Below are 25,436 nucleotides of genomic sequence, written 5' to 3' on the forward strand. Positions count from 1 at the left end.
CCCTAAGGAAGCCACCATGCACACCGACCGGCCCCAGGACATCGACCCCGACGCCCTCCCCGAAGTGATCACCCGCTACCTCGACGCCCACCGCGTCCGCGACACTGCCACCGCCCGCAGCGCCTTCCATCCAGGCGCCAGCGTGACCGACGACGGCAAGACCCACCGGGGAGCCCCTGCGATCGAGACCTGGCTGACGCGTGCCGCCGGCGAGTACACGTACACGACGGAACTCACCGGCGCGCAGAAGGTCGACACCGACCACTACGTCGCCACCCAGCACCTCGAAGGCAACTTCCCGGGCGGAGTGGTGGACCTGCACTACCGCTTCACCCTCGGCGACGGCCTCATCGAGAACCTCGTCATCGAACCCTGACACGCGGCTCTCTTTGAGAAGTGACAACGATAAATCCGATGTGCGTGAGCTGTTGGACTCGGGAATCGAGCCGGGGCACAGTAGGCACGTTCGCCCCCCCGAACGGCATCAAACCCACTGTCACCTGCGGAGACCCCCATGAACCACGTCGCGGACCCCGAGCGGTACAACGGCACCATGCGCTACCGGCGCACCGGGCGTTCGGGCCTCGACCTGCCCGTGCTGTCGCTGGGCTACTGGCACAACTTCGGTGACGACCGGTCGTTCGAGAGCCAGCGTGACATCGCGTTGCGCGCCTTCGACCTCGGAATCACCCACCACGACCTGGCCAACAACTACGGGCCGCCCTACGGCTCAGCGGAACTCAACTTCGGGCGGCTGCTGAAGCAGGACCTCGCACCGTACCGGGACGAGCTGGTCGTCTCCACGAAGGCCGGCTGGGACATGTGGCCGGGCCCCTACGGCCAGGGCGGTGGCTCCCGCAAGTATCTGCTGGCCTCCCTCGACCAGTCCCTGCAGCGCATGGGCCTCGACTACGTCGACATCTTCTACTCCCACCGCCTCGACACGAGCACGCCCCTGGAAGAGACGATGAGCGCGCTGGACACCGCCGTCCGCCAGGGCAAGGCCCTGTACGTCGGGATTTCCTCCTACGACGCCGAGCGCACCCGGCAGGCCGCCGCGATCCTGCGGGAACTGGGGACGCCCCTGCTCATTCACCAGCCGTCGTACAGCATGGTCAACCGCTGGATCGAGACGGACGGGCTGCTCGACGTGGCGCAGGAAGAGGGCTTCGGCGTCATCGGGTTCACGGCGCTCGCGCAGGGCCTGCTCACCGGGCGCTACCTCGACGGCATCCCGGCGGACTCGCGGGCCGCGGCCGGCACGTCGTTCGACGCGGACTGGCTGTCGGACGACATGGTGAACCGGCTCCGCGCACTCAACGCCATCGCCCAGCGCCGTGGCCAGACCCTCGCACAGATGGCACTCGCCTGGGCACTGCGTGACAAGCGGGTCACCTCGCTGGTCATCGGCGCGTCCCGTACCGAACAGCTGGAGCAGAACGTCGCCGCGCTGGAGAACCTGGAGTTCACCGCGGAGGAGCTGGCCGAGATCGACACGTACGCCGTCGACGGCGGCGTCGACCTGTGGCAGGACGCCCGGACCGGAAAGATGAACTGAGGCCATACCTGTGTCGGCCGGTGGCGGCCGTGCCGAACGCTCTCCCCGTGGCGGTGCTGGGCCCCGCCGGCCCTCGGTCAGGCGAAGGCCAGCGAGCGGAACGTGTCGCGGACGTGGATGAGGGATCCGTAATCCCTGGTGTAGTAACGCGCGTTGGTCAGCAGGACCGCCCATCGGCCCTGTCTGGGGGACACCCATGCGCCTGCCGCGCCGGAGCCGCAGTGCTCCCAGATGTCGTCGGTCCCGGAGACCGTTCCCGGGGCCGGGCGCCAGAACAGGCCGCCGCCAGGGGCGAGTTCGCCTGTCTGGAGCCGCAGCGACTCCTTGATCCAGGCGATGCCGAGGCCCGGTCGGCCGGCGTCCTGTCCCGGCTGGAGCAGGTGTCGGAGGAAGACCGCGAGGTCGGGGAGGACGGAGAACACTCCGGAGTTGCCGCAGACCCCGCCGAGCAGGCGCGCTGACGAGGCATAGGCGGTACCCCTCAGGCGGGACCCCGTGGTGTCGTCGACCTCGGTCGGCGCGCAGCGGGCGGCTGCTTCGCCCGGCAAGGGGCCGTAGCGAGTGCGGGTCATGCCCAGGGGCTGCCACACTTCGGTGGCCGCGAGGGCGTCGAGGCTCTGCCCGGAGAGTTCTTCGGCGAGGTAGCCGAGGACGAGGGCGGCCCGGGCGGTGTACTCCACGGCCTCTCCGGGCAGGCGGCGCACGCCTTCGTGGAGGACGCCGTCGCGAATGTCCTGGGGGTCGGTGCCGTACAGGTCCATCAGGTCGGTTCGGAGCGGGATGCCGGCCGTATGGGTGAGCAGGTGGCGGGTGCTCACCCGGCCCAGCGGATGGCCGCGCACCTCGGACCAGAAGTCACCCAGTTGCTCGTCGAGGCGCAGCTTGCCGCCTTCGACGAGGGATCCGATGGTCGACCACACCGCGAGGACCTCCGTGAGGCCCTCGACGTCGAAGACGGTGTCGTGCCGCATCGGTTCGTCGCGCTGGTCGGGATCCGGGACCCCCGGGGTGCCGAGGGCCATGTTTCCGGAGCGGTCACCGACGGCCCAGACGGCGCCGGGGTAGACCTTGTCGCGGACACCTTCGCCGACGCACTGGCGGATGCGGTCGATGTCGAGCTCGAGGGCCATGGTCTCCCGATCTGTCCTGGTCCGTGCGGTCTCCGTCGCTCAGCGTAGTGAGACGAGTCGGGAGGTCCCGGCTGCGCCACGGCGGGCGGGTGCGCTGTTCGCCGAGGTTGAGCGCCTGCCGCCGGGGCGGTGAGCGGGCGCCGCCCGCCGACCGGCTGAGGTCGCGCCGCCAACCGGCGGGTTCTGTGCGCCGGCCGCCGGAGGGCAGGCTCCCCCGGGGGTACGCATCGACCGGGGCACGTGAGGAGCGGAGCGCACATGATCCGGGTACTGGTGGTCGATGACGAGGCTTTGATCCGCACGGGTTTCACGCACATCCTCGAGACGGCGGGCGACATCGAGGTGGTCGCGGCGGTACCCGGTGGCGAGGCCGTGCACACGGTGCGGGAACTGCGCCCCGACGTCGTCCTGCTCGACATCCGGATGCCGGACGTGGACGGGCTCACGATCCTGGCCGACCTCCGCCGCATGCCGGAGCCCCCGGTGGTCGCCATGCTCACCACGTTCGACACCGACGAGTACGTGGCGACCGCTCTGCGTTCGGGCGCCGCCGGATTCCTGCTCAAGGACACCGATCCCGAACAGCTTCCCTACCTGGTGCGCACCCTCGCCGAAGAGGGGACCGTACTGTCGTCCAAGGTCACTCGCCTGGTGGTGGGCGGCTACCTCGACAACACCGTTCGTGAGCCCACCGCCGTCCGTCTCACGGCCCGGCTCACCGAGCGCGAGCGTGCCGTGCTCGTCCTCATGGCGGAGGGACTGGCCAACAACGAGATCGGCGAGCGGCTGCACCTGAGTACCGGCACCATCAAGGGCCACGTGACCAGCGTGCTCGGCAAACTGCGGGTGAGCAGCCGCGTCCAGGCGGCCCTGATCGCCGAGCGCGCGGGCCTGCTCGCTCCCGCGCAGGACGAGGGCGCCCGGTGAGCCGCCGGCAGTCGCGGGCCGCGCTCGTGGACATCGCTCTGGTCGGGATCGCGCTGGCGGACGCATGGGCGCACGTCGACCTCAGGGACCGGCCGACTACTGCCTGTGCGGTGCTCGGCGCCCTTGCCCTGGCGCTGCGTCACCGGCTGCCCCTGACGACCTTCGTCCTCACGCTCCCCACCGGCCTGGTCACCGACGCGGTGGTCGCCCCCATGACCGCGCTGTACACGCTGTCCTCCCTCAACCGGCACCGTCTCCTGCTGGCCGGCTGCGCGCTGCTCTACGCCGTCATCGACTTCCTGCCCTGGCCGTGGTCGTCCCTCGACGCCACCGAGCTGTCCCAGACGAACAGCCTGTTCCACCTCAGCTACACCCTGGCCACCGCTGCCGCTCCCGTCTTCCTGGGCCAGCTCGTCCAGGCCCGACGCGAGCTGTCGCTGCGGCTCGTCGACATCTCCGAGGCCCGCAAGCAGGAACGGCTGCTGACCGAGCAGAGCGTGCTGGCGAAGGAGCGCGCCCAGCTGGCCCGGGAGATGCACGACGTGGTCTCCCACCAGGTCAGTCTCATCGCCGTACAGGCCGGAGCGCTCCAGGTGGGCGGCCGGGACGCCGAGACGCGACACGCCGCGGCCACCATCCGCCGGCTGAGTGTGCAGACCCTGGACGAACTGCGGCACATGGTCGGCGTCCTGCGGGCATCGGGCAGCAGGCCCACGGAGCTCACCCCGCAGCCTTCGCTCGCCGACCTGGAGCATCTGCTGGAGGCCGGCGGCATCGAAGCGAAGCTGGAGATCGATCTGCCCGAGGAACCTCCGCCCACGGTTCAGCGCGCCGTCTACCGAACCGTGCAGGAAGCACTGACCAACGTCCGCAAACACGCCCCCGGCGCCAGCGTGACCGTCCGCATCGGGGTCAGGGACGGCGCGCTGCGCGCCTCGGTCACCAACACCGCCCCCACCCGAAGCCCGCTCGCCCTGCCGAGCGCCCACCACGGCCTGGCGGGACTGGCCCAGCGCGCGGAGCTGCTCGGCGGCACCGTCACATCCGGCCCCACGGCTGAGGGTGGCTACGAGCTCCGGCTCCAATTGCCCCATGATCGCAACCGGTGAACGCCGCCGCCGAGACGACCACCCACGCGTTCGCGGGCCGCGGGCCGTCCCTGCCTCGTCCCCGCACGCTTCCCGCCCTCCCGGTGCTCCTGCCGACGCTGTCGCCGGCACTCCGGCTGTCAGCGGCCCGTGGTCCGCTACGGCAGCCGGCCGGGCGAAGCGCAACCGGTGGCGGGTAGGTCGGCCGGTCGGCGGGGTGGTTTCGGACACCTGGCGGATGGCGCCGCTGGGGGGCCTGCACCGACTGTGGAGCACGTGAAGCACGGCGGGCCGGCAGCGGTCCACACCCTCTGAAGCCACGCCCGGCCAGGAAAGAGGTAGACCCATGTCGATTCACCTGACGCTTCTGTGCGCGCCCGGCGGCGACCCCACTCTGGACCCGCTCCTCGGCGACGCCCATCTGAGCGAGGACGGCATGCATATGGCCAGCGCCGCGAGAGCAGTGCTCTCTCCCTGCCAGCCGGCCTTCCGGGCGCCTTCGATCCGTTGCTCGGAGACTGCTGACGCCATCGGTCTCGCGGCATCGCCCGAGCCCATGCTGCGCGATCTCAACGTGGGCAGGTGGTGCGGTCGCACTGTCAGCGAAGTCGCCGCAACCGACCCCGCCGGGTTCACCGCCTGGCTCACGGATCCGGATGCCACGCCACACGACGGAGAGTCCGTACGACAGCTCTGCCGCCGGTCGGCGGACTGGCTGAGCAGCGTGGCGCCGCCCACCGGCCACGCGGTGGCCATCACTGAAGCAGCCGTCGTCCGGGCCGTGCTCATTGATGCGCTGGCCATACCGGCAAGAGCTTTCTGGCACCTCGCCGTGCCACCCCTGTGCGCGGTCTCCCTCACCCGGCGAAACGGCTGCTGGGACGTCCAGTTCGGCGGCGTCTCGCCCCAGGAGCCCCGGCGTCGACTTCTCTCTCAACGTGCGACGCTCGCGACGAGTAGGGCCTGACCAGGGCATTCGAGGCCAGGGGGCGATGTTCGCCGGGCGGCCGCGTAGCAGTGCGTTCCCATGTGTCCCGGCCGGCCGTTCTGGACCCACGGGAACGCACCACACCGAGGCATGCCAGCGGGGCTGTCAACTCCCCCGCCGACGGCTCGGCTCGGCAGGCTCCCGCTTGGTGAGTGTCACCGGCCCCTGTCCGTCAGGCGCAGTGGGGTTGTCACCGGCTGTCGGGGTTCCCGCGGAATCCACCGCCGCGGTGTCGGCGCTGGTCACGGGCGGAGAACTCGGCGCTTGGACGTCGGCAAGAGCCTGACCTGGCAGGGCCAGCGTGGCGAGCAGGCCTGCCGCGACCCGTGATCTGTCATGCACAGATCGGTAGGCATCGTATCGCTCGCCACGGACACCGCGTGAACGGCCTGACCGCGCGCCGGTGGCCGACCCCGATGCCCATGTCCGCCGGTCGCCCGGATCTATGACGGGAAGAATCCCTTCCGTGTCGTCGGGACGGAGAAGCTCCCGACTCACATCCGGTAGTAGGCGAGGCATCCGTTGGCGCTCGACGTGGGTGTTTGCCAGGGCCTCGGTCAGGGGCCGGTGGTGCCAGGCGTCTTCAGGGCCGCCCTGGGGCACGTCATCCGCTGACGGCGTCCTCGGCCTCCCAGCGCAGCAGGTCGCCCGGCTGGCACTTGAGCACCTCGCAGAGCGCGGCGAGCGTCGCGAAGCGTACCGCCTTGGCGCGGCCGTTCTTGAGTACCGCCAGGTTGGCGGGCGTGATCCCCACCCGGTCCGCGAGCTCGCCCACGGACATCTTCCGCCTGGCCAGCATCACATCGATGTCGACGACGATCGGCATCAGATCACCTCGTCCAACTCGGCCCGCATCCGCGCCGCTTCGACGTCGCGCGCGACGGCCTGGGCGAGCAGCATCCGCAGCACGAGCACGATGAGCGCGACCCCGAGGATGGCCACGCCAACCCCGCCCATGATGACGGTTACGCCCGGGTCGTCCCGCTGGCCCGGCGCATTGAGCACCGTGACCGCGAACCACAACAGAGCAGCCGCCACGATCGCGCCGATCACGAAGTCCACGTACCGAAAGGCGACGTGGGAGAACACGGTTCCGCGTCGCACCATCGTCACCAGCCGCCATACGCAGACCAGGGCTACCTGGGCCGACACCATGCCCAGGATCGTGATCACGCGCAGCGGATTCAGCGGGAGTGACCCGTCCTCCGGGTCGCTCCCGCTGACCAACGCCCAAACCATCCCTGCCTGTACGAACACGGTGCCGGTGAGCACCACCGCGAGCACGGCGCGCAGCGCACGCACTGTCAGCTTTCCCACGACCCATCCTTCCATCGAGTTACGATTGGAATCTATCGACTCTCGATAGGTTCAGCAAGGGCTGGGGTGGATGACGGGGCAGCGGCTTGGCACCGTGGCGTCTTGACCTTGTGGAAGTCGGCCTCCTTGAGCACAAATCGGACGCCACCTGACTACGCCGAAGCCCTGACCTCGTGAGGAACAGGGCGGCCGTGGGAATCACGCGGCCGCCCTGCGCAGCCGCCGGACAGGTCACGCACCCCAAGCTCCAGTCCAACGGCACCCAGTCGGTGACGGCCTGCACCTTTGAAGCTTCCCCTTGGCGCGGCGGACGGTTCTGTTGCTCAGGGCGGGCATCACCTGAGCTCGACGGAGTACGAGGCACCGGTGAATTCCCATCCGTCGGTGCCGTCGGGCAGTGACAGCGGGCACGGGGTCCGGACGCCACGCCGTGGGAAGCCACGCCCGACGAGGAGCGACCGACCGCGTCACACTGACAGCAGGTGTACCCACGAGACGAGGTAGTCGCGGATGAAGTTCGGAGTATCGACATTTGTCACCGACGAGGGCATTGGCCCCAAGGCGTTGGGACCCGCCCTGGAGGAGCGCGGGTTCGACTCCCTGCTGCTGGCAGAGCACTCGCACATTCCGGTCAAACGGGAGTCCCCGTACCCGGCAGGCGGTGAGCTGCCGCGGATCTACTACCGGACGCTCGACCCGTTCGTGGCGCTCGCCGCTGCCGCCTCGGTGACCCGTGACCTGCTCCTGGGCACTGGCATCGCTCTGGTGGTCCAGCGCGATCCCATCCACACCGCGAAGGAGGTCGCCTCCCTCGATCTGATCTCCGGCGGCCGGGCCGTGTTCGGGGTGGGCGCGGGCTGGAACCGCGAGGAGATGCGCAACCACGGGACGGATCCGGCCGTCCGCGGACGGCTCATGGACGAACGCATCCGCGCCATGATCGAGCTGTGGACCAAGGAGGAGGCCGAGTTCCACGGCGACTTCGTCGACTTCGACCCCGTCTATGCCTGGCCCAAGCCGGTCCAGAAGCCGTATCCGCCCATCTGGGTCGGCGGCGACAGCGAGCGCGCCTTCGAACGCGTCGCCGCGTACGGTGCGGCGTGGATGCCGAGCGATGTGCCGCTCGAGAAGCTGGGTGAACGCATCGCGCGTATGCGGCGGACGGCCGGTGACCGCCCGTCCGTCGTGGTGTACGCGGGCCGGCACGACCAGGAGGCGCTCGACACCTACGCCGAACTCGGCGTCGAACGTGTTCTGTTGTATCTGCCGACCCTGCCGGAGGACCAGACGCTGCGTACCCTGGACGAACTGGCCGAGGCCACGTCGGGCCACCGGTGACGTCTCGCGGCTGCCGCTGAATCGGAGCTGACTGTGCCGGACATGACCGAGGACGAGGCGCGCCGCCGGTTCACGACCGCGCGGGTGGCGCGGCTGGCGTCGGTGGACGCGGGCCTGCGCCCGCATCTGGTTCCGGTCGTCTTCGCGGCCCACGGCGAGGAGATCGTCACCGCCGTCGACTGGAAGCCGAAGAGGTCACAGCGGCTGAAACGGCTGGACAACGTCGCGGCCCACCCGGCTGTCTGCCTGCTCGTCGACGCGTACGACGAGGACTGGGAGCGGCTCTGGTGGGTCCGCGCGGACGGTGAGGCCCGCGTGCTGCCGCCCGGCACCCAGGGCGAGTACCCGGCGGCCGTCGCCCTGTTGCGGGAGAAGTACGCGCCGTACCGGCAGCGACCGCCGACCGGTCCGGCGCTCGTGATCGCCGTCCGCCGGTGGCACGGCTGGCGTGCCGCGTCGGGGGGATGACCGTACCGACAGCGGACACGCCGCCCTCGGCATCACCAGTACCGGCACCATCACGGCTCGTGGTCGCCGTCATGCGCTCGGCCAGGAGTCACCGAGGGCAGCGGCCCGGTGTCCGGTGGAAGGCGGGCGAGGCGTTACGGAGTGGGTGGATGTCGTCGCCGGGAGAGTTTCGCGGTCCGCCAGCAGCAGCTCCCCCGTTTCAATGCCCGACAGCTCGGTGTGGTCACCGGGGACGACCCGCGCCTCGTCCAGGATTCCGCATCGCCGCTCCGGCCCGTCGGGCCTGTGGAAAACTCTCGGACCGGCGGCTGCCCGGCCCGTCAGTGGGCCGTCCAGCCGCCGTCGAGCACCAGCGAGGTGCCTGTGACGAAAGAGGCCTGAGGACCGCAGAGATAGGCCACGGCCTCGGCGACCTCCTCCGGTTCGAGAAGCCGTTTCACGGCTGAGTCCGTCAGCAGCACCTCGGACAGCACCTGTTCCTCGGGGATGCCGTGCGCCCGGGCCTGGTCGGCGAGCTGCTTCTCGACCAGTGGGGTGCGCACATAGCCGGGGTTCACACAGTTGGAGGTCACACCATGGGGTGCGCCCTCCAGGGCGGCCGTCTTGGACAGTCCCTCCAGACCGTGTTTGGCGGCCACATAAGCGGACTTGAAGGCTGAGGCGCGCAGTCCATGCACGGAGGACACATTCACGATCCGCCCCCAGCCCTGCCCGTACATGTGCGGCAGCGCGCCCCGGATGAGCCGGAACGGGGCCTCCAGCATGACCGTCAGCACGGTGTGGAAGACGTCCGGCGGGAACTCCTCGATGGGCCGCACCAGTTGGATGCCGGCGTTGTTGACGAGGACGTCGGTGCCGGCGGCGGCGCGTTCGGCCGCGTCCAGGTCAGTGAGGTCCAGGACGTACGGCTCGACGGGACCGCCCGCAGGGCCCGCGACCCGCTTGGCCGCCTCGGTCAGTTCGGCCAGTCCCGCCGCGTCCCGGTCCACGGCTCTCACCTCGGCTCCGGCGGCCGAGAGGCGCAGTGCGCAGGCGCGGCCGATGCCACTGGCGGCACCGGTGACGAGGGCGGTGCGGCCGCGCAGGTCGAGGGCGGGAGTGTGGGGGCCGGGGAGGGCACTGGGCGAGCTCATGATCCGACCCTAGGCGGCTCTCCCCCGGCACCACATAGGGTCAGCGCCCATACTTCAGCTGAAAGCCGTGGCGTCGAACCATGTGGGTGCATCCGACATGGCCTGCTTGATCCGGAGCACACCGAACGCGTTCAGCTCCGGCAGGGCGTCCACGTCGAACCAGGCCACCTCCAGCGACTCGTCGTCGTTGACGCGGGCCTCGCCGCCGACGGCCCGGCAGCGGAAGGTGATGTCCATGAACTGGCAGATGTCGCCGTTCGGGTAGGTGACGGGGTTCACCGCCTGGACCAGGACCACCCGCTCGGCGACACAGCGCACCGCCGTCTCCTCGAAGACCTCCCGCACCGCGCAGGCCGCGGGCTGCTCCCCGGGCTCCGGAATGCCACCGATGACCGACCACTTGCGGGTGTCGCTACGACGGCCCAGCAGCACCCTGCCGTCGTCGTCGAAGACGATGGCAGTGATCCCGGGCAGCCACAGCAACTGTTGGCCCGCCGAGGCCCGGACCGTGCGGATGAAGTCAGGAGTAGCCATGCGCCGACCCTAGCCGTCCGTTCCTCCCGCACCGGCCGAAGCCACGGGGCGTACGGCGGGTGTACGGCTACGCGTCACCGGCGCGCCGGGAGCGCAGGCCCGACCCGATGGCCCAGCCGACCCCACCCGCCGCGACCAGCACCAACGCGATCTCGGGCAGGACGCCCAGCGTGGTCGCGGGCGTCTCGGAGGTGCGCAGCGGCACCTTCTGGACCAGGTAGGCGGGCACGAACATGCCGGTCCTCTGGGTGATCTTCCCGTCCGGCATGATGATCGCGCTGACGCCGCTGGTCACCGGCACGGTGACGGTCCGGCTGTGCTCGACCGCCCGGACGCGGGACATGGCGAGCTGCTGGTACGTCATCTCACTGCGGTCGAACGTGGCGTTGTTGCTCGGCACGGAGATCATCTCGGCGCCGTGTGTGACGGTGTCCCGCACGTCCCAGTCGAAGGCGGCCTCGTAGCAGGTGGCGAGGCCGACCCTGGTGCCGTCGATGTCGAACACACCGGGCTTGGAGCCCCGGCTGAAGTCCTGCCGGACCATGCTGGTCCAGTCCTTGTTGATCGCGCCGACCAGGCCGCGAAGCGGAAGGTACTCGCCGAAGGGCTGGATCTGCCGCTTGTCGTAGGTCGCCGTCGGGCCCTTGACCGGGTCCCACAGGATCTGCTCGTTGAGGAGCTTGCCGTCCCGTTCGACGACCCCGCCGACCGAGATGGGCACGCCCATCGCCGTGGCGGCCTGGTCGATCACGGCGGCCGCGTCGGCGTCGGCGAACGGGTCGACGTCGGAGGAGTTCTCCGGCCACAGCACGAAGTCCGGCTTGGCGGCCTTGCCCGCCTTGACGTCGGCGGCCAGCTTGAGCGTCTCCTTCACGTGGTGGTCGAGCACGGCCTGCCGCTGGGACGCGAAATCAAGGCCGGCGCGCGGCACATTGCCCTGGATGACCGCGACGGTGACCGAGCCGTCCTCCGCCTTGTCGCTCACCAGGGATCGCGCGGCCACCGCGCCGGCCACGGGGACGGCCACGCTCAGCAGAGCCGCGGCCGCGGCGCCGCGCCGGACCTCACGCGTGCGGCGTCCCTCGACGGCCAGGCGCACCACCTCGTACAGACCGAATCCGCACAGGACGACCGCAAAGCCGAGCACCGGGGTGCCGCCGACAGCGGCGAGCGGCAGGAAGACGCCGTCCGCCTGGCCGAAGGCGATCTTGCCCCAGGGGAAGCCGCTGAAGGGCACACGCGCGCGCGCCGCCTCACCGGCGATCCACACGGCGGCCGCCCACACCGGCCAGGCCGGCAGCCTGGACACGGCGGCGACGCCCACACCGACCAGGGCGACGAAGATCGCCTCGATGGCCACCAGCGCGAGCCACGGCCCGGGGCCGACCTCGACGCCGGTCCACACCAGCAGGGGCAGCAGGAAGCCGAGTCCGAAGACATAGCCGAGGCCGAGGGCCGACTTCCAGGTGCGGCCGCGCAGCACCCACCCGAACCCGGCGAAGGCGGGCAGGGCCAGCCACCACAGGGTGCGCGGCGGAAAGCTGATGTACAGCAGCACTCCGCTGAGCGCGGAGGCGGCCGCCGGGACCAGGCGACGGAGCAGCCGCAGACCGCGTGCGCGGGGCGCGGGGCGCGGCGTGAGCTGGTCCGACTGGTCGGCGGAAGTTGCGGTGACGGTCACCCGGGGAGTGTACGGCGGCCGGGCTTGCGGCCGACAGCACGGTCTCGGCATGCAGGAATCACACCGTTCCTGCTCAAGTCATCCACAAAGCGGGCATCACCGGTTACGGTGTGCCGAGGCGGGCGGCGGGGCCTGCCACAGGTCGGGGGACCGGGTACGGGGGGCGACGGTGGGGTCGACCGGGATGACGTCCGCTGCCGGCACGGAGGCGGGCAACGAAAGACGAAACGTTTCTGACGCGGTGGGCGTCGTGGTGCTCGGGGCCTGCGCCGTGTGGCCGCTGCTCTTGGCGGCCGGGCGTGACGGACGGCCCGAGGGCGTGCTGCTGGCGGTGCTCGCCGTGGCAGCGGGTTATGCCGCGGGCCGGATGTCGGGGTCGCTGTCGCCGGTGGCCGCGCCGTGTGTCGGGGCGCTGGCCGGGCTGGGACTGGCGGTGTCGATGCCCCAGGCGGCCGCCGGCCCTCAGTTCACGACACCGCTCGGGCACGCCGGGGCCGTGGCGGCGCTGTTGGTCCTCGCGGCGGGCGGCGTGTGCTGCGCCGCTTGGGCGACACCGGTTCCGGCACTGCGGTTCGGGCTGCGGACGCTGGCCGCCGGGTTCGCGGTGACCGCGGCGGCCATGGGCTCGGCGACCGGATGCGCGGCCAGTGCCGCCGTGCTGTTGTGCTCCCTGGCCGCCGGCCGGCTGCGCCGTCGGGGGGCCGGCATCGCGGGGCTGGGGCTGGCGGCCGCGCTGGTGACCGGCACGGTCTGGGCGGTCGCCGCGAACGTCCTGCCCGCCGGCCTCACCACCGCCCTGGCGGGGCCCCTCACCGAGCACCGCGTCCAGCTGTGGCGGGACGCCGTGCATCTCGCGCGCCAGAACAGTGCCCTGGGTGTCGGCCCCGGGCGGTTCGGTGGGCTGGGCGGCACCGCGTCCGAGGCCCTGCTGCCCGACGGCAAGCCGCACTCCGCGCCGCTCCAGCAGGCTGCCGAACAGGGCCTGGTCGGTGTCCTTCTGCTGGCCGCCGCGTTCTGCTGGATCCTCTACGCCCTGTGGCGCTCGCCCCGCCCCACACCGGTCACACTGACCGCGGGCGCGGCGCTCACGGCACTGGCCTCGATCGCCGCGATCGGCAACGCTCTGAGTTTCACGACGGTGTCGGCGGGCGCGGGCCTGCTGGCGGGTCTGGCGACGGCCCGGCCGTGGGTGGCGGGTGTTCCACAGAGCTGAAGCGGACGTCCATGTGCCGCGGACACATGTGGCCTAGCCATACAGCCTCGAGGGCTACCTCAGTGCGCGGTGCGGGGTGTGGTCGTCCGCAGGCGTTCCCTGATGGCACGCACCGCCGACTCGGCGTCGTCCACGGTGATCGTGAAGGTGTGGCCGTCCCACAGGCTCAGGACGATGCCCTCGCCGCGGCGGACCACGACGGCCGTGCCCTTCTCGGGCCGCCAGCGGTAGCCCCAGCCGCCCCAGTGACGTGGGGTGATCTGCGGGGTGAAGTCGGCGCCGACCACATGGGAGAGCGGAATACGACGGCGCGGTACCCCTATATGGCCGCATCGCACTTCGAGGCACTCCTTGTCGAGCTTCAGATCGACATGCACAAAAGCGAGAGTGCCGAAGAGGACCAGCAGCCCGGCGGCGATGCAGCCCACGACCGCCATCACCAGAGGGGCGATCCCCGAGGTCCAGGCGGAGTCCACGGCCAGTTCGATGCCGAGCGCCATACAGGCCGCGCCGACCAGCGCCAGCAGCCACTGGACCCGGTTGGTGGCGCGCCCCGTCCAGACATCCGCGTGGGGGGCGTCCTTGTCCAGGGAGCGGTCGTGGGGGTGGTCCCTCATATCTACGAGATTACTCAGGTTTCGCTGCGCGGGTACCGCGTCGCGGAGGGTGACTGCTCACATCGGCGGTATCCGCGGCCCGCGAGGGTTCACTGGGACGCGGCGGGGCTGGCCGTCCGCAGCAGACGGGCCTCGGCGTAGCTGAGCGCGGCCTCCGGGAGTTCGGCCTCGTGGCCGTTGAGCAGCACCGTCACCGTACCGGTGCCGGGTGCGTCGGGGGCGGGTCGCGCACCGATCCGGCGCAGCGCCTGGGCGGCCACCGCTCCGGCGGAGCCGTGCAGGACGACGGGCGCGGCGCCGGGGCGCTGCACGGCGGCGCGGATACGTTCCGCCAGGAGTTCGTAATGGGTGCAGCCCAGGACGACGGTCCTTACATCGTCCGGCGTGAGCTCGGCCGCCGCGCTGACGGCGGCGTCGACGGCCGCCTGGTCGGCGTACTCCACGGCCTCGGCGAGACCCCAGCAGGGCACCTCGGTGACCGGCACACCGTCGGCGAAGTCCTCGATGAGGCCCCGCTGGTACGCGCTGCCGGTGGTCGCGGGCGTCGCCCAGATCGCGACGGGGCCGCCGCCGGCCGCGGCCGGCTTGATCGCCGGGACCGTGCCGATGACGGGGATGCCGGGTTCCAGGCGGGCGCGCAGTGCGGGCAGGGAGTGCACGGTCGCCGTGTTGCAGCCGACGATCAGCGCGTCGGGGCGGCGGGCGGCCGCGGCCTCGGCGACGGCCAGAGCGCGCTCGGTGACGCCCTCGGGGGTGCGTGGCCCCCAGGGCATGCCCTGGGGGTCGAAGGAGAGGACGAGATCCGCGTCGGGGCGCAGCCGCCGTACCGCTGCGGTGGCCGCCAGCAGGCCGATGCCGGAGTCGATGAGCGCGATCTTCACTCGGCCACGATAGACGATGGGCCGTTGGGGTCAGGTCCCGTGGGGCAGACTGCGCGGGTGAGCGCCTTCGTGTGGATCGCCGCCGTATCCCTCGCCGCCTGGCTGTGGCTGCTGCTCTGCCAGGGCTTCTTCTGGCGCACCGACCTCCGGCTGCCGCCCCGGCACGATCCCGGGGAGTGGCCTGATGTCTGCGTGGTCGTGCCGGCCCGGGACGAGGCCGCCGTACTGCCCCTGAGTCTGCCGTCGCTGCTGACGCAGGACTACCCGGGGCGGGCGGAGGTGTTCCTGGTCGACGACGGCAGTAGGGACGGCACCGGTGAGCTGGCCCGGGAGCTGGCCGCACGGCACGGCGGGCTGCCGCTGACCGTGGCCTCGCCCGGCGAGCCGCCGGCGGGCTGGACGGGCAAGCTGTGGGCGGTACGGCACGGCGTATCGCTGGCACGCGCGCGTGGCCCCGAGTATCTGCTGCTGACGGACGCGGACATCGCACACGAGCGGGACAGCCTGCGGCTGCTGGTGGCGGCCGCGCGCACCGGGGGCTTCGACGTGGTCTCGCAGATGGCCCGGCTGCGGGTGGCGAGCCTGTGGGAGCGGCTCGTGGTCCCCGCCTTCGTCTACTTCTTCGCCCAGCTGTACCCGTTCCGCCGGATCGGCCGGAAGGGGTCGCGTACGGCGGCAGCGGCGGGCGGCTGTGTGCTGCTGCGCGCCGACACGGCGGAGAAGGCGCGCATCCCGGACGCGATCCGGCACGCCGTGATCGACGACGTGGCGCTCGCCCGCGCGGTGAAGGGGTCCGGAGGACACATCTGGCTGGGGCTCGCGGACCGGGTGGACAGCGTGCGGCCCTATCCCCGGCTGCACGACCTGTGGCGGATGGTCTCCCGCAGCGCGTACGCGCAGCTGCGGCACAACCCGCTGCTGCTCCTCGGTACGGTCGCCGGTCTCGCGCTGGTGTACCTGGTGCCCCCGGCGGCGGTCCTGGCGGGGGCGGTCGCCGGGAGCGCGGCGGCGGCACTCCTCGGGGCCGCGGCCTGGCTGGTGATGACCGCGACGTATGTGCCGATGCTCCGCTACTACCGGCAGCCGCTGTGGCTCGCCCCCCTGCTGCCGTTCACCGCGTTTCTGTATCTCCTGATGACGGTCGACTCGGCGGTGCAGCACTACCGTGGGCGCGGGGCGGCCTGGAAGGGCCGTACGTACGCGCGTCCCGGCACCGTGACCGACGAGGGCTGATCTCCTCCCTCGCTGTCACTTGCGGCCGGGCGTCCAGTTCATGCCCCAGCCGTAGGCGCGGTCCACGGTCCGCTGCGGGCTCACCCCGCGGTCCGGGACCAGGTAGCGCGCCTCGCGCTGCACGACGAGGTCGCCGCCGGTGTTCGTGAGCAGGGCGAGCGCGCACACGGTCGAGGGGACCGTGCACTCGTCCAGGGAGAAGTCGATCGGGGCGCCGTGCTGGGGCTGGAGGGTGACGGTGGCGTGCAGGTCGGCGAAGGACCTGGCGCCCTGGTAGATAGTCACGAAGACCAGGATGCGGCGGAAGTCCTGTTTGTGGTCGAGGTTGACGGTGAGGTTCTCCCCGCCGGCCACGGCACCGGTGCGGTCGTCGCCGTCGAGGTGGATGTACGGCGGCCGGCTGAGCGAGCCGAAGGCGTTGCCCAGGGCCTGGACGACGCCCTTGCGGCCGTCGGCGAGTTCGTAGAGGGCGCACAGGTCGAGATCGAGGTCGGCCCCGCCGTCCCGGCCTCCCCAGCCCGGGGCCTGCTTGCGGACCTGCCAGTTGAGGTTGACTCGCAGCGAGCCAGAGGTGCCGCCCTGTTTCGCCAGGGAGACGGAGGGCGCCGCCTTGGTCAGCGTCACCTTGGACAGGCGCACGGGCGCGGCCGACGGGGGCGGCGGCAGGGGCAGGCCGCCGCTGGTCGGCGCCGTGTGCTGCGGGAAGGGCAGACCGCCGGCCGGCGGGGGCACCGGGGCCGGCGTCCGCGGGGTGGCGGGGGGCACGGTCAGCGCGGGCGAGACCGGTGGGGCGGCCTGGGGGCCGGACGGCGGTGCCTGGTGCTGCGGCTCGTCCACCGTGATCCCGAAGTCGGTGGCGAGTCCTTCGAGCCCGCTGCTGTAGCCCTGCCCCACGGCACGGAATTTCCAGCCGCCCTGGCGTCGGTACAACTCACCGAGGACGAAAGCGGTTTCCACCGTGGCGCCCGTACTGTCGAACCGGGCGACCTGATTCCCGTTCGCCGCGTCCCGGACCTCGATGTAGAGACCGGGGACCTGGCCGAACGCTCCACCGTCGGCGGAGGCCGCCAGCACGATCTGCTCGATGGGGGCCTCCACGCGCGCGAGGTCGACGAAAAGGGTGTCGGTGACCTGGTCGCCGGAGCGCTGTTTGCCCTCGTGGCGGACGGCGCCGGAGGCGTGCGCCGGCTGGTTGTAGAAGACGAAGTCACCGTCGGAGCGCACTCTTCCGGCGACCAGCAGCAGCGCCGAGGCGTCCGTGTCGGGGGCACCCGGACCGGAGCGCCAGCCCAATTCAACACGCAGCGCCGTCGTCGGTACCGGCGTATTGGATCCTTTCGGCATTGACATGCCCGCCCCCATCACGTGTCGGCATGCCGGGCGCGCCCGGCGGTCCCAGATCATCCCTACCCGCACAACCTATTCCCGGGGACGGAGAAGTCCCATGAGAGGGCAGGAAGATCCCTGTCCAACTGCCGGTAACCAGCGCGGAACTCGGCCTTTACACGATCAGAAGGTTGATTGCCGTCCTTTTTTGCCGAGTTCGCTCGTATTGGGGATGCGGCGTCACTGCCGACACGGAAAACAACCCTCTTATCGGTCTCCCCAACCAGCACATCGTGGGCTTAACTTATGTGCCATGACCTCCCCCCGCTCCACCTATGGCGGCGGCTACTACTCCGCCTCCTTCCCGGACACTCCGATCTACGACTCGCTCGTGGCCGAACGGGGCACCCCGCAGATCGCCCCGATCCGGGTCCCTCCCGCCTACGACGCGCCGAGCAGCCTGAACCTGCCCGCGCTGCCGTCGGCACTGCCCGCCCTCCCGGCGGGCCCCTCCCACCCGGCCCCCGGCTACGGATACCCGCAGATGCAGCAGCCCGCTCCGCTGCAGCAGGCGCCCACGGCGTACATCCCCCAGCAGGCGACGGCACCGCGCGGCTACCCCGGCCAGCAGCAGGCGCCGGCACAGCGCGGCTACCCCGGCCAGCAGCAGCCGCAGCCGCAGCGCCCGATGATGGGCGGCACCGGGTACGAGGCGATGCGCCCGGCGGCTCCGCGCCCCGCGCCGGCGGCTCCGTACCAGGACCCGTACAACCAGCAACAGCAGCAGTACCGCGGCTACTGATCGGCACCCCCTGATGTCAGTGCCACCTGGCACGATGGCGTCATGGGGATCGCCGAACTGCAGTCGATACACGTTCACCCGGTCAAGGCGCTCCGGGGCTTCTCGCCCCGGCAGGCCGTCGTGGAGCCCTGGGGGCTGGCCGGTGACCGGCGCTGGGCTCTGATCGACGACGGGGGAAAGGTCGTCACCCAGCGCGAACAGCCGCGCCTCGCGCTCGCCGCCGCCGAGCTGCTGTCCGGCGGCGGCATCCGCCTGGCCGCGCCCGGGCGAGCCTCCCTGGAGGTGCCGGTCCCGCAGCCGGCGGCCACGGTGCCGGTGGACATCTTCGGCACGAAGGTGGAGGCACTCTTCGCGGCCGAGGCCGCGCACGCCTGGTGCGGCGACTATCTGGGGGCCGATGTCCGCCTCGTCCACATGGACGATCCCGCCACCCGCCGCCCGATCGACCCGGACTACGCGCTGCCCGGCGAGACCGTGAGCTTCGCCGACGGCTATCCCCTGCTGCTCACCACAGAGGCCTCGCTGGACGCCCTCAACTCCCTCATAGCGCACGGCGACCACGCCGACGAGGGCCCCCTCCCCATGAACCGCTTCCGGCCGAACGTCGTCGTGCGGGGCACGGAGCCCTGGGCGGAGGACGACTGGACACGGATCGCCATCGGCGAGGTCGAGTTCCGGCTGTCGAAGATGTGCGGGCGGTGCGTCGTGACCACGACCGACCAGGCCACCGCCGAGCGCGGCAGGGAACCGCTGCGGACGCTGGCGCGGCATCGCAGGGTCGGCAACCAGCTCGTCTTCGGCCAGAACCTGGTGCCGTGCTTCGCCGGCCCGATCCGGGTCGGGGACCCGGTCCGCGTCCTCGGCTGAGGTCGCCACAGCCGAGCCGAACCCTGGGCCGAGCGACCCGCGCCCCCACCGGCTCCGCCCTGACGGTCGTCGACCACGCGCCGCCCGCCCCCAGCGCCCTACGCTCAAGCCGCCGCCCAGCGGCCGCACCACCGTCGCACGACCCGCCGCCACCCGCGCCCGTCGCCCGACCCGCTGCCACCCGGCGCCTCGCTCGACCCGCCACCACCCGCGCCGCCCTCGCCCAACCCGCCCACCACCCGTCCCCCCTCACCCGAGCCAGCGGCGTCGGCTGGGCGTCGAGTGATCTCCGCCTCGGCGGGAACCCAAGTTCGCGGCCCGGTCGTTGAGGGTCGTGAGAAGTTCGTGAAAGCCAGGCCGGGGGTGATTTCGCTCTCTCTCGGCCGGGCTCACGAGTGAACGGCTCGGGCGGGGGTTATCACGGAGCGGGAAGGGGGTGGTGGACGGTGCGAGCGATCCGCGGCCTGTGGCGCTGGCGGCGCAATCCGCTGCGCCGCGCGACCGACCTGGTCGAGGCCTGGGTGGCCCTGGTGGCGCTGCTGCTGATCATGGTGGCCGCGCCCCTGCTCGGCTCGCTGGTCGGCGTCGCCGCCCAGGACACCCTCCAGCGGTCCGTCCGGCAGCAGCAGCACGACCGGCATCTCGTCACGGCCACCGTCGTACGGAAGCTGGGCGGCTCCCTGATGGAGCCCGACCCCGACGCCACCAGCGCCCACGACACCCGCAGCCGCGTCCTCGCCGACTGGACCGCACCCGACGGCACCCGGCAGCACGGCCTGGCCCTGACGGCCCTCAAGTCCCCGCACCAGGGCGACCACTTCGGCATCTGGACGGACCGGCACGGCCTGCTGACGGCCCGCCCGCTGGACCCCGCCACCGCGACGACCCACGCCGTGCTGGCCGGGTTCGGCGCAACCCTCCTCACCGCGGGCCTGATCGAGGGCGGCAGACGGATGATCGTCTGGCGTATGGTCCGTCGCAGATACGCGCGTTGGGACCAGGCCTGGGACCGGGCGGGCCCGGACTGGGGCAAGGCCGGCACCGGCAGCTGAGGGCCTTTCCTTCTCTGGTCAATGCACCACCTCGGCGCACGCTACGGTGGACCGGCCGAAGCGCATTCGGTATCGACCCGCGCGTGAGCGGACCGCAGGGGCCGGACACCCTCCGAGGTGGCCCGCACCGAAGGCGAGCGAGCGATCTGTACGACGAGGTGGGGGCTCAGCAACGCCATGGCACAGGGCACGGTCCAGGTGACGCACACCGGCACATCGAGGTGGCGGCGCCGCACGGGTGAGTACGCGTCGCTCGCCGCCGCCCTGGAGGCCGCCGCCGACGGCGACGTCCTGACGGTCGCGCCCGGCACCTACCGGGAGAACCTCGTCGTCCAGCGCGCGGTGACCTTGCGCGGGCCGGAGGGCTCGCCCGGCTCGGTGCGCATCGCGCCCGCGGACGGGGTGCCGCTGACGGTGCGGGCCTCGGCCGTCGTGCAGGACCTGCACGTCGAGGGCCAGGACGCGGCCGCGCCCGCGCTGCTCGTCGAGGAGGGCGCGCCCGAGCTGCTGGACGTGCGGATCGTCACCCGCTCCGCCGCCGGCATCGAGGTGCGCGGCGGGGCGCGGCCGACCGTGCGGCGGTGCACGGTGGACAACCCGGCCGGCATCGGTATCGCCGTACTCGACGGCGGCGGCGGGGTGTTCGAGGAGTGCGAGGTCGTGGCGGCCGGTCAGGCGGGCGTGGCGGTGCGCGGCGGCGGCCACCCACGGCTGGAGCGCTGCCGGGTGCACCACGCCTCCGGCACGGGTGTGACGGCGACCGGGGAGAACTCCGCGCTGGAGGCCGTAGGTTGCGAGATCTACGAGGTGCGCGGCTCCGGCGTGCAGGTCACCGCGCGGGCCACGGCCCATCTCACCGACTGCGATGTGCACCGCACCACCGCCGACGGCGTGACGCTCGACACCGACGCGGTGCTCACCCTCGCCGACTGCCGTATCCACGACATCCCGGAGAACGCGGTCGACCTGCGCTCGCGCTCGGTGCTGACGCTGACACGGACGACCGTGCGTCAGTTCGGGCGCAACGGGTTGTCGGTGTGGGACCCGGGCACCCGCGTGGACGCCAACCAGTGCGAGATCTTCGACAGCACGGGCGACTATCCGGCGGTGTGGGTGAGCGACGGCGCCACCGCCGTCCTGGACTCCTGCAGGGTGCACGACGTGCCGGACGCGCTGTTCGTGCTGGACCGCGGCTCCCGCGCGGACGTCGTCGACAGCGACCTCTCCCAGGTGCGCAACACTGCGGTGTCGGTCAGCGACGGGGCGACCGCGCAGCTGGACGACTGCCGGATCCGGGACGCGGCCACCGGCGCCTGGTTCCGCGACCACGGCAGCGGCGGCACCCTCAACAACTGCACGGTGGACGGCACCCAGACCGGAGTGATCGTCACCAAGGGTGCCGACCCCACCATCGAGCGCTGCACGGTGGACTCCCCTGCCGAGGCGGGCTTCTATGTGTCGGCGGGCGGCCGCGGCACCTTCCAGAACTGCCGGGTCACCGGCAGCGGCGGCTACGGGTTCCATGTCATCGACGGCTGTCGTACGACCCTGCGCAAGTGCCGCACGGAGCGGTGCGCGCGCGGAGGTTACGAGTTCGCGGACGGCGGTCCGGACGCGGGCTCGGGCACCGGCCCGGTGGTCGAGGACTGCACCACCGACGAGAGCGGCAGCCTGCGGCCGCCCGCGGCGCGTGAGCCGGCCGTACAGACCGCTCACCAGGCCCACGGCCTGCTGGGCGCGATCCCCGGCCAGCGCAGCACCGAGCAGGAGCCGCTGCTCACCCCCGCCGCACCCCAGGAGCCGGCCCGCACCTCCAAGGCCGTGCTCGGTGAACTCGACGCGCTGGTCGGCCTGGAGAGCGTCAAGCGCGAGGTCCGTGCGCTGACCGACATGATCGAGGTCGGCCGGCGCCGCCAGCAGGCCGGTCTGAAGGCCGCCTCGGTCAAGCGGCACCTGGTGTTCACGGGCTCTCCCGGCACCGGCAAGACGACGGTCGCCCGGCTCTACGGCGAGATCCTCGCCTCCCTCGGAGTGCTGGAGAAGGGCCATCTGGTCGAGGTTTCCCGGGTCGACCTGGTCGGCGAGCACATCGGCTCCACGGCGATCCGCACCCAGGAGGCCTTCCAGCGGGCGCACGGCGGTGTGCTGTTCATCGACGAGGCGTACGCGCTGTCGCCGCAGGACGCCGGGCGGGACTTCGGCAAGGAGGCCATCGACACGCTGGTGAAGCTGATGGAGGACCACCGGGACGCCGTGGTGGTGATCGTCGCGGGCTACACGGAGGAGATGGAGCGCTTCCTCTCGGTCAACCCCGGGGTGGCGTCCCGGTTCTCCCGAACCATCACCTTCAGCGACTACGGCCCGGACGAACTGCTGCGGATCGTGGAGCAGCAGGCCGATGAGCACGAGTACCGGCTGGCACCGGGCGCCTCCGAGGCACTGCGGGAGTACTTCACAGCGCTCCCCAAGGGCCCCGCGTTCGGCAACGGCCGTACCGCCCGGCAGACTTTCGAGGCGATGGTCGAGCGGCACGCGAGCCGGGTCGCCCAGCTCGCCGACCCGAGCACCGACGATCTCACCTTGCTGTACGCGGAGGACCTCCCCGAACTCGCCTGATCAGCCCGCCGGTTGCCGGCGCTGCCCGGGCAGTTCGGGGCGCAGCCGCGCCAGCAGCCGTTCCCGCTCCTCGGCGAAGACCGGGTCAGCCTGGTAGTCGGAGTGGCCCAGGATCGGGGCGGGCAGCGGGTGCCCCGGGGTGCGCCCGTAGGCGAGGGGGTCCTTCAGGGGTGGGTGGTCGACCTCCGGGCCGTCGCCGTCGGGGATCCGCACGGGGCCGCCGATGGGGTCGGTGAGGCGGTAGAGGTTGCGCCAACAGGCGATCTCGCGGTGCAGGGAGCCTAGTTCGGCCGGACCGAAGTGGGCGGGGAACCAGCGGCCGTACAGGCGCTCCAGCGGGGAGCCGTACGTCAGCAGAGCGACCCGCTTGCGGACCGACGGGGTCAGCTGCCAGGCCGCCGCTGCCGCGAGGACGCTGCCCTGGGAGTGACCGGAGATGACCAGCCGGCCACCGGTGCGGCGGGTCCAGGTGACCATGCGCCAGGTCAGGTCGGGCACCGCGCGCTCGGCGTAGCAGGGCGGCGCGAAGGGGTGGGCGGCGCGCGGCCAGAAGGTGCCGACGTCCCAGAGGATGCCGATGGTGCGCCGGGCGGAGGCGTCCTTGTAGGCACGCCGGCCCCAAGTGACGAAGAGTATGAAGCCGAGCCCGACCAGCCAGGAGCCGAGCGCCTGGGAGGTCTGGGCCGCGCCGTGCACCAGGGCGTGTGTCCGGTCGGCGGCCGCGTCGGGCGTCTTCCCGGTGGCCAGCGCACCCACCAGCGCCCCGGCGCCCAGCACCAGCGTGGCGGCGCACAGCACGGTGACGACGAGCGGGGTCCGGTCCGTGAGAGCGGCCATGGCACGGACCCGGGCGATACGGCGGGTGCGTGCCGGGTCCTCCGGCTCGCCGGCGTGGTCGAGGTCGACGGCGGCGCGTTCGGCGTGGCTGAGCCGCGAGGTGCGCCAGGAGAGCCAGGCGACCGCGGCCAGCAGCACCACGAGAACGGCCGGGATCACCGAGGCCTGCCAGGTCAGCAGTACCGGCGGCCCGGCGATGGAGGTTCCGGTGCCGTCCAGCCAGTCGGAGACCCGCTGGGCGACTCCGCCCGAGATCACGCCGCCCAGCGCACAGGCGAGCAGCGCGACCGCGGGTCCGCCGAGACCGCGCATCGCGGCACGCGGATCGGGGAGCCGGCGGTGCAGGTCGTGGGCGACGGCCCCGAGGACGATCACCAGCACGCCCTGGGCCAGGGCCAGGCCGCCGAAGGCCGTGTCCCCGGCGAGCCGCCCCACGGAGTGCCACCCCGGCCGCGACCAGCCGGCGTACAGCACGGCGAGCACCAGCACAGCGAGTGCGCCGAGCGGCAGGCGTCGTACCAGATGCCGGTCGAGCTCCTGGTCGAGGAGGTTCTCGCTGCGGCCCCGGCGGCAGACCACCCACACCACGGCGACCGCCATGGCGGCCAGCGCAGCGAACAGAAGCCACCCGGCCGCGTCGAGTACGGCGGGTCCGCCGGTCCGGCGGTCGAAGGAAGCCGCCGGGGCGAGGACCGCGGCGGCGACGGTGAGCAGCCCCGCCGCGGTGTGGGCGGCGCGCAGCCGGGCCACCAGCCGGCGCCCGTACCAGAAGCCGGGGCTGCCGAGGGAGGTGTGCCCGGGCTCGGCGTCGTGGGCCATGGGCCGGGTGGACTCGTAGGCGCTCCAGGTGCGGTGCGAGAGGTACGAGAGCAGGCCGGTCAGGGCGGTGGGCACCAGGGCGGCCAGGGCGAGCCGGCGACCGGGGGCGCTCCACCAGCCGCCGTCGGAGCCGGAGGGTGACAGGAAAGCGAGCCAGGAGTGCCGGCGGGCGCAGGCGGTGACGCCCGCGCACTGCCAGGCGGTCAGGTCCAGGGCGACCTCGCAGGCGGCCGCGACCAGCAACACCGTCAGGGTGAGCCCGGCGAGCCGGACCAGCAGGCCGTAGAGACGCACGGTGCGCGGCCGGTCCTGGGCGGCGGGGCGCATCCAGTGGGCGAGGTTGACCACCATGAACGGCAGGAGCAGCAGCCACAGAGCGCGGGAGGCGTCGCCGGAGGTGAGTTTGCACCAGACGTAGGCCTCGGGCACCGGACGGTCGCGGTAGTCGCCGGGCCGCGACTCGGCGTCGACGTCCTCGGCGCGCCGGAAGACGGCGGCCGTGTCGTCGCCGGTGATCCGTACCGTGCGCGGATCGTCGAGCATCTTCTCGGGCGTGGAGCCGCCGACGCCGTGCACCAGCAGTTCCAGGTCGATCTCCGGTAGGGCGGACCGCTCGGCGGAGTCGGTCTTCCCACCGGGGAGCCGCTGGGCGGACCCGCTCTTCTCGGCTGTCGGCCGCTCAGGCGGGCCGTTCGTCTCGACCGCGAGCCGTTCGGCCGGGCCGGTCGTCCCGACTGCGAGCCGTTCGGCCGGGTCGGGCCGCGTGGCACCGGGCTGCTGGCCGGGTGCGGTCCCGGTCGCCGTCGGCCGCTCCGCGAGGTCGCCGGTGGTGTGTTCCTGCGCGCGTTCCACTCTTCTCGCACTTCCCCGTGACGCGCCGATGGTCTGTGTCCGTGCGGGGTTCAGGATCTCCGATTCCGGTGTGACACACACCACTCGTCACGGAATCTCCCCGTTGTGTGTGACACCTGGTGGAACACGTGGTGACCGAATGACATGTGCGCACCGACA

At 72.0% G+C, this 25,436-nt stretch carries 23 protein-coding genes; 13 read left to right on the plus strand and 10 right to left on the minus strand.

Annotated elements, in window-relative coordinates; all coding sequences use genetic code 11:
* Positions 1–16 precede the first annotated feature (16 nt).
* The gene (locus ABZ396_RS16695) at positions 17–376 is read left to right on the plus strand and encodes a nuclear transport factor 2 family protein (protein WP_358918156.1); all 360 of its coding nucleotides are present in this window, start codon (positions 17–19) and stop codon (positions 374–376) included.
* Between the two features lie 138 nt (positions 377–514).
* Positions 515–1,558: an L-glyceraldehyde 3-phosphate reductase gene (mgrA, locus tag ABZ396_RS16700; RefSeq protein WP_358918157.1), complete on the plus strand. Its 1,044-nt coding sequence runs from the start codon at positions 515–517 to the stop codon at positions 1,556–1,558.
* Positions 1,559–1,635: 77 nt separating this feature from the next.
* Here mgrA and ABZ396_RS16705 read toward each other — a convergent pair whose 3' ends face one another.
* Positions 1,636–2,688: a serine hydrolase domain-containing protein gene (locus tag ABZ396_RS16705; RefSeq protein WP_358918159.1), complete on the minus strand. Its 1,053-nt coding sequence runs from the start codon at positions 2,686–2,688 to the stop codon at positions 1,636–1,638.
* Between the two features lie 258 nt (positions 2,689–2,946).
* Here ABZ396_RS16705 and ABZ396_RS16710 point away from each other — a divergent pair, with 258 nt between their 5' ends.
* The 3 genes from ABZ396_RS16710 to ABZ396_RS16720 all read left to right on the plus strand — a co-directional run bounded on the left by ABZ396_RS16710 (position 2,947) and on the right by ABZ396_RS16720 (position 5,670).
* Complete coding sequence (locus tag ABZ396_RS16710) at positions 2,947–3,615, plus strand: response regulator transcription factor (RefSeq protein WP_358918161.1); 669 nt, start codon at positions 2,947–2,949, stop codon at positions 3,613–3,615.
* A complete protein-coding gene (locus tag ABZ396_RS16715) occupies positions 3,612–4,724 on the plus strand; it encodes a histidine kinase (protein WP_358918163.1) in 1,113 nt (370 codons plus the stop codon). The genes ABZ396_RS16710 and ABZ396_RS16715 overlap by 4 nt, the downstream gene beginning before the upstream one ends.
* A gap of 325 nt (positions 4,725–5,049) precedes the next feature.
* Complete coding sequence (locus ABZ396_RS16720; protein ID WP_358918165.1) at positions 5,050–5,670, plus strand: histidine phosphatase family protein; 621 nt, start codon at positions 5,050–5,052, stop codon at positions 5,668–5,670.
* Positions 5,671–6,295: 625 nt separating this feature from the next.
* Here ABZ396_RS16720 and ABZ396_RS16725 read toward each other — a convergent pair.
* Both ABZ396_RS16725 and ABZ396_RS16730 read right to left on the minus strand, forming a co-directional pair.
* Positions 6,296–6,517: a helix-turn-helix transcriptional regulator gene (locus ABZ396_RS16725; protein ID WP_358918167.1), complete on the minus strand. Its 222-nt coding sequence runs from the start codon at positions 6,515–6,517 to the stop codon at positions 6,296–6,298.
* Positions 6,517–7,008: a DUF2975 domain-containing protein gene (locus ABZ396_RS16730; RefSeq protein ID WP_358918169.1), complete on the minus strand. Its 492-nt coding sequence runs from the start codon at positions 7,006–7,008 to the stop codon at positions 6,517–6,519. The genes ABZ396_RS16725 and ABZ396_RS16730 overlap by 1 nt, the downstream gene beginning before the upstream one ends.
* A gap of 510 nt (positions 7,009–7,518) precedes the next feature.
* Here ABZ396_RS16730 and ABZ396_RS16735 point away from each other — a divergent pair.
* Both ABZ396_RS16735 and ABZ396_RS16740 read left to right on the plus strand, forming a co-directional pair.
* Positions 7,519–8,346, plus strand: a complete 828-nt coding sequence (locus tag ABZ396_RS16735; RefSeq protein WP_358918171.1) for an LLM class F420-dependent oxidoreductase — start codon at positions 7,519–7,521, stop codon at positions 8,344–8,346.
* Between the two features lie 33 nt (positions 8,347–8,379).
* Positions 8,380–8,814 (plus strand): TIGR03668 family PPOX class F420-dependent oxidoreductase, encoded by a 435-nt coding sequence (locus ABZ396_RS16740; protein WP_358918172.1) that lies wholly within the window; start codon positions 8,380–8,382, stop codon positions 8,812–8,814.
* 320 nt (positions 8,815–9,134) lie between these two features.
* On the opposite strand, the gene ABZ396_RS16745 is transcribed toward ABZ396_RS16740, so the two are convergent.
* The 3 genes from ABZ396_RS16745 to lnt form a co-directional block, all read right to left on the minus strand.
* Complete coding sequence (locus ABZ396_RS16745) at positions 9,135–9,947, minus strand: 3-hydroxybutyrate dehydrogenase (RefSeq protein ID WP_358918174.1); 813 nt, start codon at positions 9,945–9,947, stop codon at positions 9,135–9,137.
* Positions 9,948–10,001: 54 nt separating this feature from the next.
* On the minus strand, positions 10,002–10,481 hold the full coding sequence (locus ABZ396_RS16750) for an NUDIX domain-containing protein (RefSeq protein WP_358918175.1): 480 nt from the start codon (positions 10,479–10,481) through the stop codon (positions 10,002–10,004).
* A 67-nt stretch (positions 10,482–10,548) separates the two neighbouring features.
* Entirely contained in the window at positions 10,549–12,162 is a 1,614-nt protein-coding gene (gene lnt / locus ABZ396_RS16755; RefSeq protein ID WP_358918177.1) for an apolipoprotein N-acyltransferase, read from the minus strand.
* 184 nt (positions 12,163–12,346) lie between these two features.
* Here lnt and ABZ396_RS16760 point away from each other — a divergent pair, with 184 nt between their 5' ends.
* Positions 12,347–13,375, plus strand: coding sequence for an O-antigen ligase family protein (locus ABZ396_RS16760; RefSeq protein WP_358918179.1), 1,029 nt, complete (start codon positions 12,347–12,349; stop codon positions 13,373–13,375).
* 59 nt (positions 13,376–13,434) lie between these two features.
* Here the strand turns inward: ABZ396_RS16760 and ABZ396_RS16765 are convergent, their stop codons facing one another.
* A complete protein-coding gene (locus ABZ396_RS16765) occupies positions 13,435–13,992 on the minus strand; it encodes a hypothetical protein (protein WP_358918181.1) in 558 nt (185 codons plus the stop codon).
* Between the two features lie 89 nt (positions 13,993–14,081).
* The gene (locus tag ABZ396_RS16770; protein ID WP_358918183.1) at positions 14,082–14,873 is read right to left on the minus strand and encodes an aspartate/glutamate racemase family protein; all 792 of its coding nucleotides are present in this window, start codon (positions 14,871–14,873) and stop codon (positions 14,082–14,084) included.
* Positions 14,874–14,912: 39 nt separating this feature from the next.
* On the opposite strand from ABZ396_RS16770, the gene ABZ396_RS16775 reads away from it, so the two are divergent.
* Positions 14,913–16,106, plus strand: a complete 1,194-nt coding sequence (locus ABZ396_RS16775) for a glycosyltransferase (RefSeq protein WP_358918185.1) — start codon at positions 14,913–14,915, stop codon at positions 16,104–16,106.
* Positions 16,107–16,121: 15 nt separating this feature from the next.
* On the opposite strand, the gene ABZ396_RS16780 is transcribed toward ABZ396_RS16775, so the two are convergent.
* Positions 16,122–17,450 (minus strand): TerD family protein, encoded by a 1,329-nt coding sequence (locus tag ABZ396_RS16780; RefSeq protein ID WP_358918324.1) that lies wholly within the window; start codon positions 17,448–17,450, stop codon positions 16,122–16,124.
* A gap of 295 nt (positions 17,451–17,745) precedes the next feature.
* On the opposite strand from ABZ396_RS16780, the gene ABZ396_RS16785 reads away from it, so the two are divergent.
* The 4 genes from ABZ396_RS16785 to ABZ396_RS16800 all read left to right on the plus strand — a co-directional run bounded on the left by ABZ396_RS16785 (position 17,746) and on the right by ABZ396_RS16800 (position 22,769).
* Entirely contained in the window at positions 17,746–18,234 is a 489-nt protein-coding gene (locus ABZ396_RS16785) for a DUF6643 family protein (protein ID WP_358918187.1), read from the plus strand.
* Between the two features lie 42 nt (positions 18,235–18,276).
* Positions 18,277–19,101 (plus strand): MOSC N-terminal beta barrel domain-containing protein, encoded by an 825-nt coding sequence (locus ABZ396_RS16790; RefSeq protein ID WP_358918188.1) that lies wholly within the window; start codon positions 18,277–18,279, stop codon positions 19,099–19,101.
* 446 nt (positions 19,102–19,547) lie between these two features.
* Entirely contained in the window at positions 19,548–20,153 is a 606-nt protein-coding gene (locus ABZ396_RS16795) for a hypothetical protein (RefSeq protein WP_358918190.1), read from the plus strand.
* Positions 20,154–20,330: 177 nt separating this feature from the next.
* Positions 20,331–22,769 (plus strand): right-handed parallel beta-helix repeat-containing protein, encoded by a 2,439-nt coding sequence (locus ABZ396_RS16800; RefSeq protein ID WP_358918326.1) that lies wholly within the window; start codon positions 20,331–20,333, stop codon positions 22,767–22,769.
* Here the strand turns inward: ABZ396_RS16800 and ABZ396_RS16805 are convergent, their stop codons facing one another.
* Positions 22,770–25,019 (minus strand): hypothetical protein, encoded by a 2,250-nt coding sequence (locus ABZ396_RS16805; protein ID WP_358918328.1) that lies wholly within the window; start codon positions 25,017–25,019, stop codon positions 22,770–22,772.
* Between the last annotated feature and the right edge of the window lie 417 nt (positions 25,020–25,436).

It is taken from the genome of Streptomyces sp. NPDC005866 (genome assembly GCF_040629895.1).
In the GTDB taxonomy this organism is placed as follows: Bacteria; Actinomycetota; Actinomycetes; order Streptomycetales; family Streptomycetaceae; genus Streptomyces.